The 13,168-nt window shown below is 47.5% G+C and carries 9 protein-coding genes; 4 read left to right on the top strand and 5 right to left on the bottom strand.

Annotation, left to right across the window (positions count from 1 at the left end):
* Positions 1 to 328 precede the first annotated feature (328 nt).
* Together ABW391_RS18835 and ABW391_RS18830 are read right to left on the bottom strand one after the other, a co-directional pair.
* Positions 329 to 856, bottom strand: coding sequence for a GNAT family N-acetyltransferase (locus ABW391_RS18835; RefSeq protein ID WP_353483456.1), 528 nt, complete (start codon positions 854 to 856; stop codon positions 329 to 331).
* A gap of 73 nt (positions 857 to 929) precedes the next feature.
* Positions 930 to 4,385 carry a pyruvate carboxylase gene (locus ABW391_RS18830; RefSeq protein ID WP_353483455.1) on the bottom strand — a complete coding sequence of 1,152 codons (3,456 nt, stop codon included), beginning with the start codon at positions 4,383 to 4,385 and terminating at the stop codon, positions 930 to 932.
* Positions 4,386 to 5,001: 616 nt separating this feature from the next.
* Here ABW391_RS18830 and ABW391_RS18825 point away from each other — a divergent pair.
* The gene (locus ABW391_RS18825) at positions 5,002 to 6,648 is read left to right on the top strand and encodes a M43 family zinc metalloprotease (RefSeq protein ID WP_353483454.1); all 1,647 of its coding nucleotides are present in this window, start codon (positions 5,002 to 5,004) and stop codon (positions 6,646 to 6,648) included.
* A gap of 160 nt (positions 6,649 to 6,808) precedes the next feature.
* On the opposite strand, the gene mcrC is transcribed toward ABW391_RS18825, so the two are convergent.
* The 3 genes from mcrC to ABW391_RS18810 form a co-directional block, all read right to left on the bottom strand.
* Entirely contained in the window at positions 6,809 to 7,840 is a 1,032-nt protein-coding gene (gene mcrC, locus ABW391_RS18820) for a 5-methylcytosine-specific restriction endonuclease system specificity protein McrC (RefSeq protein WP_353483453.1), read from the bottom strand.
* The gene (locus ABW391_RS18815) at positions 7,837 to 9,579 is read right to left on the bottom strand and encodes an AAA family ATPase (RefSeq protein ID WP_353483452.1); all 1,743 of its coding nucleotides are present in this window, start codon (positions 9,577 to 9,579) and stop codon (positions 7,837 to 7,839) included. The genes mcrC and ABW391_RS18815 overlap by 4 nt, the downstream gene beginning before the upstream one ends.
* Before the next feature lie 132 nt (positions 9,580 to 9,711).
* Entirely contained in the window at positions 9,712 to 10,869 is a 1,158-nt protein-coding gene (locus ABW391_RS18810) for a hypothetical protein (RefSeq protein WP_353483451.1), read from the bottom strand.
* A 178-nt stretch (positions 10,870 to 11,047) separates the two neighbouring features.
* Between ABW391_RS18810 and ABW391_RS18805 the strand changes: the two genes are divergently transcribed.
* The 3 genes from ABW391_RS18805 to ABW391_RS18795 are packed head-to-tail and all read left to right on the top strand — an operon-like array spanning position 11,048 to position 13,147.
* Positions 11,048 to 11,626, top strand: coding sequence for an RNA polymerase sigma factor (locus ABW391_RS18805; protein ID WP_353483450.1), 579 nt, complete (start codon positions 11,048 to 11,050; stop codon positions 11,624 to 11,626).
* Between the two features lie 46 nt (positions 11,627 to 11,672).
* A complete protein-coding gene (locus ABW391_RS18800) occupies positions 11,673 to 12,125 on the top strand; it encodes a putative metallopeptidase (RefSeq protein ID WP_353483449.1) in 453 nt (150 codons plus the stop codon).
* 17 nt (positions 12,126 to 12,142) lie between these two features.
* Entirely contained in the window at positions 12,143 to 13,147 is a 1,005-nt protein-coding gene (locus ABW391_RS18795; RefSeq protein ID WP_353483448.1) for a FecR domain-containing protein, read from the top strand.
* Positions 13,148 to 13,168 lie beyond the last annotated feature (21 nt).

Genomic DNA, 13,168 nt, shown 5'->3' with positions numbered 1-13,168 from the left:
ACTTCGGCAAGCTCAGCATAAATTTTTTCCTGATTGAGGCTTATTTTGGAGTGCGTACCCCGATAAATCGGGACAGGACAGCGCTACGGACGAGAAAATAAACGAAAAGCAGGGAAAAAAGACCATTTTTGAACCAAGCAGTCTCTCATTACAATAAGTCTTAAACAGCCTTGATTTTTTTGGTTACTTTTTGTATCAGACAAAAATTGACAAATACTCAAAAGCAGTTCAACTGCCCAGCACATCCGTAAAATTTATCGTGTGAAACTGCCTGAATACTGCGTTTTGTGCGTAATGAGCGTTATTAATGCTAATATTCATGCAGCTTCTACCGTTTGTACACATCCCCACATTCCTTCCAAATACACCTGCACACCATTGACGTGCCGCCATCTGGATTTTCGTGCGGTATCGTTTCCTCGTTGATTGCCCCCATTGCTTCATAAAACCTGCGTGCCGAATGATTGTCTTCCAATACCCATAAATAAAAACCACAATTGGGTTCTGCCGATTCTGCCCATTGCGCTGCGCGTTGGATCAGCTGCACCCCAATGCCCTGGCCTTGAACTTCGCTGGATACGTGCAGGTTGTCGAGCAGACTGCCGAAGATGGGATCTTCATTTGCCTCGATGCAGGCAAATCCACAAAGTGCATCGCCGTTTTCGGCCAGGATGATGTGCCGATTGGCTTGCGGGTTAGCAAAACGCTCGGCCCAAACGGCGGCGCGTTCTTGTACCACCTCATTGTCGAGGTAATCATCGCTGAAAATGCCTCGGTAATGCTTTTGCCAGCTTTGTGCATGAAGGCGGGCAATGGCCGCTTCGTCGGAGGGATTTGCGCTGCGAAAGGTTATCATTGAATGGTGAATTATAGGTGTTTCAAGCTGAGCTCGGGAATCCCCAAACTCAGCTTAAATTGTCGAGCAACTTTTATTCCAGCTCGATGATCAAATCATCTTGCTCCACCAGCGTTTTCTCCTTCAGGTGAATTTTCTTCACCGTACCTGGCGCGTGTGCAATGATGGTACTTTCCATTTTCATTGCTTCGATCACAAACAGGGGCGTGTTGGCCTGTACCGCATCGCCTTCTTTGACCAAAATTTTGGCCAAACTGCCTTGCAGTGGCGCACCCACATCACTGGCTTTGCTCACTTTCTGATGGGCGATCGACTCGGTTTTGGCGGTTTTATCCCGTACCGACAGCATCCGCGATTGGCCATTCAGTTGGAAAAATACCACCCGGTTGCCCAATTCATCGGGCTGGGTTTTGTTGAGGTATTTCACCACGATGTTTTTGCCTTTGGCCAACTCGATGATGATTTCCTCCATGGGTTCCATGCCAAAGAAAAAGACCTTGGAAGACAAGTGGCTCAAATCGCCGTATTTCTGGCTCGATTCGTGGTATTCCTCGTACACTTTGGGGTACATCTGGTACGACAGGAAGTCGCGGAACTTGGTGTTTAAGCCAAATTTTTCCTGAAAGGATGCAAATTCTACATCTAGATCCAGGGGAGTCATGTGCGCATTTGGGGCATCGGTATACGGTATTTCTCCCTTGAGCACCACTGCCTGAACATCCGCCGGAAAACCTCCTTCAACTTGTCCCAGGTCTCCACGCATCAAAGCTTTGACACTATCGGGAAAAGCTAGCGAGTTGCCCCGCTTGATCACATCTTCGGCGCTCAGGTTGTTGGAAGTCATGAACAAAGCCATGTCGCCCACCACTTTTGACGATGGGGTGACTTTGACAATGTCACCAAATAGGTCGTTGGCTACCCGGTAGTTGTGTTTTACCAGTTCGAACTTGTCTTCCAGTCCAAGAGCACGGGCCTGTGGCCTCAAGTTGGAGTATTGCCCGCCCGGTATTTCGTGTTCGTACACATCTGCTGATCCTGCCCGCAGTTCTGATTCAAAAGGATGGTATACCCGGCGCACTGATTCCCAATAATTGGAAAACTCATTCAGGATGTGGAGCGGGATAGGGTTTTCCCGTTCATGTCCCGCCATCATGGCTACGAAGGAGTTGAAATTGGGCTGTGAGGTCAGGCCACTCATCGAGGCCAAGGCCAGGTCTACCACATTGACGCCTGCTTCTACGGCTTTGAGGTAAGTCGCTACCTGAATCGAAGAGGTATCGTGGGTATGCAGGTGAATCGGTATATCGATGGCCTGGCGCAGTTCTCTGACCAGTACGTCTGCCGCAAAAGGTTTCAACAAACCCGCCATGTCTTTGATGCAGAGGATGTGTGCACCTTCGTCTTCCAATCTGCGGGCCAGATCCAGGTAGTACTGCAAACTGAATTTGGTGCGCTTCGGATCCATGATGTCTCCGGTATAGCAAATACAAGCTTCCGCCAGAGATTCGGTGCGCTCGCGAACGGTGCGAATGCTTGTCCTCATCGAATCCACGTAGTTGAGCGAATCAAAAATGCGGAAAATATCGATGCCCGTTTTGGCCGCTTCCTCGATGAAGCGCTCGATCACGTTGTCGGGATAGGCGGCATAACCCACGGCATTGGAGCCCCGGATGAGCATTTGCAGCAACACGTTGGGGATGGCCTTGCGGATTTGTTCCAGGCGTTCCCAGGGGCATTCGTGCAAAAAGCGCAGTGCTACATCAAAAGTGGCACCACCCCAAACTTCCATTGAAAAGACCTGGCTGCCGTGGTGACGGGCATAGCTTTCGGCAATTTTCAGCAAGTCATAAGTCCGCACCCGCGTCGCCAACAAGGATTGGTGGGCATCGCGAAAAGTGGTATCGGTGTATTGAATTTGTGGCTCGGCTTTCAGCCAGTTGACAAATCCTTCGCGGCCCAATTCTTTCAGTTTGTCTTTGCTCCCTTTGGGGAAAGCTTCTTCTGGATTGAATTTGGGCACAACCGGATTGAGCAACACCACATTGGGATCGCGGAAAGACACGTCGGGGTTTTTGTTCACGATGACGTCTGCTACGTAGCGCAGCAGCCGCGTACCACTGTCTTGCCAGTTTCTGGATTTGAGCAGTTGAGGATTTTCCTTGATGAAATTGACTGTGAAATTGTGGTTTTGAAAATCCTCATTTTCCAGCAAATTCAACAAAAAGCCGATGTTGGTTTTGACCCCTCTCACCCGGAATTCGCGCAAGGCGCGGTGCAGTTTGCGCGCTGCCGAAGGCATATCCCGGCCCCATGCGGTTACTTTGACCAGCAAACTATCGAAGAAAGGAGAAATGCGTGCACCTGCAAAGGCGCTACCGGCATCCAAACGGATGCCCATACCACCCGGACTGCGGTAAGCAATCAGGGTTCCGTAATCGGGTTTGAAATCGTTGGTAGGGTCTTCGGTGGTGATGCGGCATTGGATGGCGCAGCCAGAACACTCGATGGATTCCTGATTTGGAATGCCCACTTCAGGACTGTCGAGGGGGAAACCTTGGGCCACCAATATTTGCGAACGCACCAAATCGATTCCAGTAACCTCTTCGGTCACGGTATGCTCCACCTGGATGCGCGGATTCACTTCAATGAAATAGACATTTTCTTCATCGTCGAGCAAAAACTCGACGGTTCCAGCGTTGTTGTAGCCTACCGCACGTGCCAGTTGGAGGGCATAAGCGTATAGTTTTTCCTTGGTGCCTTCCTTGCGAATACTTACACCAGGGGCAATTTCCACTACTTTTTGAAAACGGCGCTGAATGGAGCAGTCGCGTTCGTAAAGGTGTACAACGTTGCCGTGGCGGTCGCCCAAAATTTGTACCTCAATGTGTTTGGGGCGTTCGATGAATTTTTCCAAAAACACCGTTCCGTCTCCAAAAGCAGTGAGGGCTTCTCCGCTGGCTTCTTTGTATTCTTTGGCCATTGAATCGTCGTCGCGTACGACCCGCATCCCACGACCACCGCCGCCAGCTGCGGCTTTAATGATCACAGGATAACCAATGCGACGTGCTTCGGTGAGTGCAATTTCAGGTGTGCTTAAATCAAGTTCACTATCGGGAATCAGCGGAATACCCGTTTTGCGGGCGATGTCTTTGGCTGCAATTTTATCGCCCAATTGATCCATGATTTCTGGATCTGGCCCGATAAAGGTGATTCCTGCTTCCCGACAAGCCCGAGCAAAGCCAACGTTTTCGGAAAGAAAACCGTAGCCTGGGTGGATGGCATCCACCTGATTCTCTTTCGCTACGCGGATGATCTCCTTAATGTTCAGGTAGGGTTTGAGGGGGTCGTTGTTTTCACCAATTTGAAAGGCTTGATCTGCTTTGAAGCGGTGCAACGAATAACGGTCTTCAAATGTGTAAATCGCAACTGTAGCGATGCGCAACTCTGATGCGGCGCGTAAAACCCGAATAGCGATTTCCCCACGATTGGCTACCAGGATCTTCCGGAATTGCTGGTTTAAACTTGTCATGTAAGTGTCAATTTACAATAGAATATGAATTAGTAGTTTTGTGTTTTGAACTTAGCTCGCTGTCAACGATTAAGGTCAATTTGGTTTGCTTTTTAAGCTAAAAAAGGACTAAAAAAAGGTTTAAACTTGGTCGTAAATTCCGGCTGGGCAGCACTTTTTTGAAAAAAAATGACATTAAAATGAAAAAAGTCACCCCAATATAAGGATGTTCAAAAAAAGAATTGTAATATTACTGTCGAAATATCGCTCTCCTCCCTTGCGATTTTTTCATGTTTAGCCATTTTCAGGTACTTCAATCTTCCAACAGGTTTATTTCAAATCCATTTTTACAGCGGTTGTCTGGTTGCCTTTGTTGCTCCATGATGGGTTTTTGACTGCAGCTCAAACTTAAGCATAAGGAGTCATATTTCGCACATCCAGGCCAAATCTCTGTACCAACAATTACTTGTTTGCACCCAAAAACTGACAACGAGACTACCAAGGTGGCTTCTCTTTGAGGAGGGAGATTTTTGTCTTGTTGTTTACACTCTAGCCACCTTGATGCATTAATCTTAGGGGTAAATAAGTGCCAAAGGGTTGAGTATTAATTTTTTGGACACTGTAATCACAAAAAAACATGAGTACAAGAACACTCACATGCTTCCTATTTCCAATACTCTTTGTACAAGCTCTTGTCGGACAACGCAACTGTGCCACTTTAGAACATTGGAAATTCATCGCGAAAACAAATCCATCTGCAACACAAAGCCGAGCGCTTATTGAGCGACAGACTCAGCTTTTTGCGAGCCAACCAGAATTAAGAGATGCTCCCGCTATCTTGATTCCCGTTGTCGTCAATGTTGTGTACAACACGGCAACTGAAAACATCTCGGATGAACAAATCCTTGAGCAGATTCGAGTATTGAACGAAGATTTCGGCCACATTAATCCCGATGCAGACAAGACCTGGCCACAGGCTGCAAGTACTGGCATCCAATTTCAATTGGCCAATCGAACCCCTGATGGAACATCGACCAACGGCATTCGCCGGAGATACACTCCGTTTTCCACATTTTCTACTTATGACGATGTGAAGTTTAGCAAAACTGGGGGCATCGATTCCTGGCCGACCCAGCAATACCTCAATATTTGGGTTTGCAACCTGGATGGCGACATCATGGGTTATGGTCAATTGCCGGGTGGCCCCGCTGCCACCGATGGCGTGGTGGTCGATTTCCAGTTTTTTGGCCGTTACGGTCATACCAAACCACCTTTTGATCGGGGGCGTACTGCTACCCATGAAGTGGGGCATTGGCTGAACCTGTTCCACATTTGGGGCGACGGCGATTGCTCCATAGATGACATGGTAGCCGATACGCCTGACTCTGATGATGCCAATCACGGTTGCCCCAAGGATGCTTTTTCCTGCGGCGGCAAATTGATGGTGCAGAATTTCATGGATTACACCGATGATGGTTGCATGAATTTATTCACTGCTGGGCAAGCACGCCGCATGCAAGCTTTGTTTGCAGCGGGTGGGTTTCGGAACAGAATTTCCAGTTCGCCAGGGATCTCCAGCCCAGGACAGATTTCTAAAGAAGATTTATGCAGCGATGGCCGCCAAAATGGCGATGAAACCGGGGTAGATTGTGGCGGATCTTGCGTGCCTTGCACCAACAAGGTCACCTGCCCTACGCCTATTGGCATCAAACAAACGTTATTGGGTACTAAAGTTACCTTGGCTTGGGAAGGCGTTAATGCATACAAATACCTGGCGGAGATTCGACAACTCAAACCCAGCGTAAGCAAGTGGGCGAGTGTGGTAACCGCCAATACCAGCGCCAGTGTAAGTGGTGTGCGGATTGGCCGAACCTATGAATGGCGGGTGCGCTCGATTTGTAGCGCAGGAGATACCAGTATTATGGCTTCCACGATCTTTATCACCCGCAGCAATGAGCGCTTGCCCGAAAGGGAAGCCTCAGCCATCTTCCCAAATCCAAGTAAAGGAACGTTTTATTTCAAACCCAGGGTACAAGAACAGGTAGATGCTCCTTTGCAGATTGGGGATAGAGAAGATACTCCACTTGAAAATCAGTTTACAACATCATTTATACTGATTAAAAACACCCAGGGGCAACTGATAAAAACGCAAGCTTGGAGTGGAGATGCCACCTATGGCGTTCAGGTGGACGTACCGGATTTGGCCACAGGGATGTACTTTGTGCATTGGGTAGATCGGGATGGAAAGTCCCTGGGCCAAGTCCATAAACTGATCATTCATTAGAGGAAATTCATTTCCTTATCCTTTTTATACAATAACATACTGTGAGAAAAGCGCCGTACTATCCAAAACGGACTATTTGATTTTATTCTGTTACGTTTTTGTTTGACACTATTCCCGGGGTGGCTCTCGACTTAAAAGTAATCGCAGAGCCATCCTTTTTTTAAAGCAGTTCAAGGAGATTCTGGTGAATATCTCGCCAATTGGCATTCAGGTTGATGCTGCGCACCAGAAGAAGGTGTTCGCCAAAGCGGTAATCCAGGCGCAATGGAGCATCAATTTGAGGATACAGCAGCATGCCTGTGGCTACCCGCGAACGTTCGTCGCGGTGTGCCTGATTGAGCAGGTAACTGTAAAGCTGGTAAAGATTGGCCGATACCAGTTTGTCGGCATCAAAACGGCTTCCTCCCAGGGGAGATCGGTAGTACTTGGCGTCGATGATGATTTTGCGCGATTTGCTTTCCAGGGTTAAGTCTGTTTCCATAATCGGCAAGTAGCTGAGGTGTTGAGGGTCTTGCGGGGCATCCCATTGCCAACGGATTTGCTCCCGACGCACCCAATATTCATTTTGTTCTTTTTGGAAAAAACGAAACAGAAAAGACTCAAAAACCCGGTTCATTTTGCGCTCATCGCGGCGAAAATCGACGAATTTGAACCTGCCTGGATTTTCAGTGGGCAAGAGATTTTCGGCGATGATGCGACAAATGTGCAGCAGAAAACCATACATCCGCTGGTTGTGCCGCAACTGAACTTGTGCAAAGATTTTTTTGCTCAACGAAATGGTCTTGACCCGAGGAAACATGCGCTGGATGCCCTGCAATTCACCTTTAAGTTGTTTATCCAGACTTGGAGTGTCCAAAAGATGCTGTATCGTGGCGGCCAGGATTTGATTGCTGGGCATATCGGCGCTGTATTCATCAAATGCGCAAATGGTATGTTGCTGCCACAAACGATTGGATTTGAGGGTGGCGCTAAAGTTGAGTTTACCTTTTACCCCTGCTACTTCTTGCTCTTGCGATTGATAATCGCGATCCAATCCCCGTTTGAGTAATATTTTCAAGCCATTGATCAATACTTTGGCGAACAGATCTGGCAATCGATGGTATTGTTCTGCGTCAATGGCCACCCGCTCCGCTTCTTCCAGGGTGTTCCAAGCATAACTCAGCAAGTAATACAGGTTTTGGATTGGGATCATGGTCGATCTTTTTCCAAATACTGAAAGGCTTTTTCTACTCTATCGGGTTGGTCAAACCACATTTCTTCCAACATCGGGCGGATCTCATAGCGCAATACATCCTGATACCATTGTCCCTCATCCATGGCAGGAGCATAAGTGCAAAAGTAGCTGTGTCCCAGGCGAAAATCTTTGCCCAAATTGGGATCGCGTACAATTTCTTCGTTGAGTTTGGGCACTTGCAGGGCAATGTGTTGCACCAGCCCTGCACTTAAACCTTGTTGTTGCAAAAAATGCACAAACTGCGCGTCGAAGCAAGGCTCTACTTCAATGAAGGCAAATCGCCGCCGCAAGGCATAATCGATAATGGCCAATGAACGGTCGGCGGTATTCATGGTGCCGATCAGGTAGAGGTTGGGTGGGACAAAAAAATCCGGGTCAGCCTCGGCACTGTAGGTCAGGCGCAAGGCGTAATTTTCGGCGCGTTTGTCGGCTTCAATGAGTTGCAGCAACTCGCCAAAGATCTTGCTCAAATTGCCCCGGTTGATCTCGTCGATGATCAAAAAGTAAGCCCGATCGGGATGGGCATGTGCCAGTTGGCAATATTGGTAAAACACGCCATTGCGCAGCTCAAATCCGCCGGCTGGAGCAGGCCGCAAGCCTTGGACAAAATCCTCGTAGCTGTACGATTGGTGAAATTGCAAGCGCTGAATTTGCTCATTTTGTTTGTACCCCATCAGGCCATAAGCCAATTTGCTGGCCAAAAAAGTTTTGCCTACGCCCGGAGGCCCCTGCAAAATGACATTGCGCTTGCGCTTGAGCAAATGCACCAGTCGTACAAAGGTTTCGGTAGAAATAAAAGGGCGCTCAGGGTCATCTTCGTAGCGGTAGCGGGAGATGTAGACAGGTTCCTGGGGTTCTTCCAGCTTGTTTGCATGATCTTGCACTGGTGCTGGACGGTAGGACTTTTGACCTGTTTTGGGCGCAGCCTCCAGCTCGGAATCAATCCCTAAAATTTTATCGTTGAAGGCAACTACTTCAGGTTTTATTTGCTCGAAAATGCCCACAACCTCATCATACGTCTGAACAGACCAAAGCTGGTTGAGCACCATTTTATCAGGGCTAAGGTTTTCTCCAGCAATTTTTCCCGCAGTGGTGATGTCGCCAAATTTTAATGCAAACAGGTTCGAGTTTTTATTTCCCCGCCCTCTGAATGTGGGTACCTGCAAAGAAACCAAGGCCACATTGGTGCCAAAAGGGGATGCCCAGCGGAAGTCGGCGATTTTCACCACATACTTTTTGAGCTGAAGCGCGACATTCAAGGCCTGACCAATGCGGGTCAGGTATTCCCGAGTAGTAGCCTGTGTTTCGCCTTCGTAGATGAGGGGCAGAAAAACCGTCCAGGGTTTTTGATAACCATGAAAAACATCGCGGTTGCTTACGGGGTATTCATTCAATTTTTGCAGGGTAGCTGTATCCAGGTGGGCAAAATAGGTCAGGTTTTTTTGGCGAATTCTTTGCTTGAGCTCTTCAATTTTTTCAGCGTTGATTGGCTGCCCGCTCAACAATAAGCGCAGGCACTCCATACGCAACAGGTGAATGGGCTGAAAAGGCTGATCGGGAAGATCGTATTTGTTCAGCAGTTGTTGAATCACCTGAGGGGCCAAATTTTTCAGGTGAGTATACATCTGCTCGGGATCCGCTGAAAGTTGATAGTAGGATTGAGCGAGTTGCTGAAGGTATTCGAATTCGGTCTGCATGCACGGTGATATGAGGAAGGGAAGGTAAATAAAAATGCAGTACAAACAAAAAGAGCCACCGAAAAAGCTTCGGCGGCCCATATACATTCAAGCTCAATATGTGTCGTTTTGTTTTGGGATTATTCAGGTCGCCTAGCGGCAATTGGCCAACAGCTTCTTGAAATCATCTTTATCCTTGATGATTGTGGTTTTGCCGTCACGGGTTTTGACGCGGTAAGGAAAAACCAGTTCTGGACGATCCGTTGACAATGGGTTGTTTTTGATCCATCTTTCAATCAGCTCCTTAAAGGCATCAGCAGATTTCACTTCTACAATCAATCCACTTGGTAATTTTACCTTTGCTGGGAATACCACATCGAAGCAAGGCGTTGGGTCAATGCTCGCACATTTGGCATTGGCTTTTACGAGGTCTTCCGCAGTTTTGATTACTGCAACCTTGCTATCGCGGTAAACAATGCTGAAAGGCAATTTTACGATGCTTATACCAACTGCTGCAGGATGTGCTTTGCGCCATGCCAGTGCTTGTTTGGCAAAATCTTCTGCATCAGCGGCTATTGCCGTGGTGCCATCAGGATGCTTGATGGTGTCTGGGAAAACGATGCGGTAACATGGGCGAAGATCAATGCTTGGGCCTGGACGGTCTGGGCCGGGCTTGCACTCCAGCAAAATTCTCTTGATGTCATTCAGACTGTCAACTTTTACAACAGTCCCATCTGCTTTGGTCACGTTATAAGGCAACACAATCTCAGGATGTGAAGCTGGATCGGTATGGTTCTCCCGCCATTTCTTCAGCATATCGGCAAATTCCTGAGGGGTATTGATGGTCACCAGTGTACCGTTCGGCATCTTTACTTGTACTGGGAATACGACTTTGAAACATGGAGTAGGTTCTGGGCGATCGGGCAAACAGGATTCGATCAATTTCTTCAGTTCATCTGCACTGTTGATGGTGGCAGTTGAGCCGTTTTGCAGGGTAACGTCTACTGGAAAAATGATGGTTGGGCGGCCATTACGATTGGCATTTTTCCAACGGTCAATGAAGTTTTTGTGTTCGCGTTCTCCTTTGATCACCAATATATCGCCACCTGGCAATTTTACGTTGATGGGAAACACAAACTCAAAGCAGCAGTGGGAACTGTCGCGAGGGCCACGAGGACCTTGGCCCAAAAGTGGGTCACCTAGTGTAAAGTTTTCTTCATCGACTACAAACGAATCTTTTTGACAAGCTGTGAATAGGACTGTTGCAAAAATGGTGAGTAACACACTCAGTTTCAAAATGGACTTTAACATGTTTTGGAATTTTTTGGGTTAAGAATGCTTTGTTTATTGCAGTAAGCCGACTATTCTTATCTTGTACTCAGGTTTTTGAAATTTTTTTTTAAAAATTGTATGTTCTACAAAAGCAAAAAGAATTGTATGCGTTTCTTTTTCAATTTTCATGGGGTTCGTCCCTTTAATATGTTATTCAATGTCTGATTTAGAGCGTTGGCAAGCCTTGAAAGAAGGAGACAAAGCTGCGTTGGAATTCATCTACCGCGATCATGCTGCCGTTTTGTTGAAGTATGGACGCAAATTCATGCCCGATGCTCAATTGGTAGAAGACTGTATTCAGGACTTGTTTATCGAATTGTGGGATGCCCGGCAAAGAATCTCTGCGACTGATTCCATCCGCAAGTACCTGTTTGTTTCCCTCCGGCGCAAAATCGTCAAAACCCTGGATCGGCAAGTGAAAAAAATTGCCAGTGAAGAGCCTGAGGAACGCCACTTTCAGGCTGATTTTGGCATTGACCAACTCCTGATTCAGGGAGAAATAGATGCAGAACGAGAGGCCAAACTCAAAATCGCGATGGCCGCCCTGAGCGAGCGCCAGCGAGAAGTGCTTTACCTTAAATATTTTGCGGATATGGACTATGCCCAGATTGGTGAAATCATGGATTTAAACTATCAATCGGCGCGAAATCTGTCGCATCGGGCGCTCGAAGCGTTGCGGCAAATCTTGTTGATTGCATTTATTGTATGGCTTTGCAATTTTTTTCAATTGTTGTGAGTACAAAGACTTAATTGCTGGCTTATACTATAAAATACCCAAACAAATGCACAAACTCATTGTACTCTCCTTGCTTGTATGTACTGTTTTTTCGTGTAGCAAGGAAGAAACAATTGTCGTTGATACCGATTTGCAACCTTTATTCGACAGCTTTGCTGCCGAAGCTACTACCAGAGGACTAACCCTGGACATGAGCCCTTACAGCGGCACGATTACTGACTTGGCAGAAACCAATGTGGCTGCCAAATGCCAGACGATCTCTAACGGACAAAAGCGTGTGCTGGTTGATCAAACGTTTTGGAAGTCGGCGAGTGCCTTACAACGCGAGATGGTGGTTTTTCACGAGTTGGGACATTGCGTGCTCAATCGTACCCACCTGGATGATGCCCGTTCCGACGGATCCTGCTACAGTATGATGCAGAGTGGACTCGGTCTTTGCAAAATGAGTTACACCGATAAGACAAGAAGTGCGTATTTAGATGAATTATTCAAGTTGTAATTTTTAACCCTGAATATGTGAAACCAGAAACATTTACATCATTTTCTGCCCTGGACTTTGCCCAGGAACCTTCTTTCATCCGCTGGGTCAGGGCCGGTGATGAACAGGCCGCCGTTTTTTGGCAAAACTGGCTCAACGAGCACCCTGAAAAAGCGGCTGAAGTAGCGGAAGCACGTATTTTGGCCAAGGCCCTTACTGTAAAGGAAGAGCAACCCAGTACGGCATCTTTGGACGCTTTATGGAGCCGGATCGATCTAGCCACCAGCTCAGAGGCAACTGTAATTCAACCTGTTGCAGCACCTGAATCAATTCGCGAAACCAGGATTATTCCCCTGCGGCGTTGGTTGAGCTACGCAGCAGCAGCATGTGTGACTTTGCTTTTGGCTTTTGCTCTATACAATCCTACCAAAACAGTGAGTGCCGGGATAGCCCAGCATGTGACGCATCAATTGCCAGACGGATCTACCATTGCCATCAACGCAGCAAGCAGCATCAGTTACCATCCCTGGAGATGGGCGGTCACTCGCAAAATTGAGTTGGAAGGGGAAGCCTTTTTTAAGGTGACCAAAGGCCGTCGCTTTCTGGTGAAAGCCAAACAAGGCCAAGTGGAAGTGCTGGGTACCAGCTTCAATGTACGGGCCAGAGGATCTTCTTTCGTGGTATCGTGTGAAACTGGAAAAGTTAGGGTATCCAACCCCAAAGGGGAGCAAATTTTAACGCCAGGACTGATCACTAAAGCCAACCCTGCGGGCGTTTTGGTTGTACCTTATACAGACTTTCCCGAGCAGCATTTGAGTGCCTGGAAAGAAGGCAAGTTTTACTTCAACGACACTCCTTTGTATGAAGTTTTTCAAGAAATTCAAAGACAATTTGAGGTGCAAATTCAAACTACGCCCGAGATTGCCCGGGTCAAAGTTACCACCAATTTTGACGGAAACAATCTAGATACTGCTTTGTACAAAGCGTGTTGGCCATCCAGACTGAAGACCAGCAAACGCGGAAACCTGATTATTGTAAAATGAGTGGTGGGTTGACCGGTCACT

This window comes from Haliscomenobacter sp. (assembly GCF_040403615.1).
Lineage (GTDB): Bacteria > Bacteroidota > Bacteroidia > Chitinophagales > Saprospiraceae > Haliscomenobacter.
This window is presented reverse-complemented; position numbering and strand designations above follow the sequence as displayed.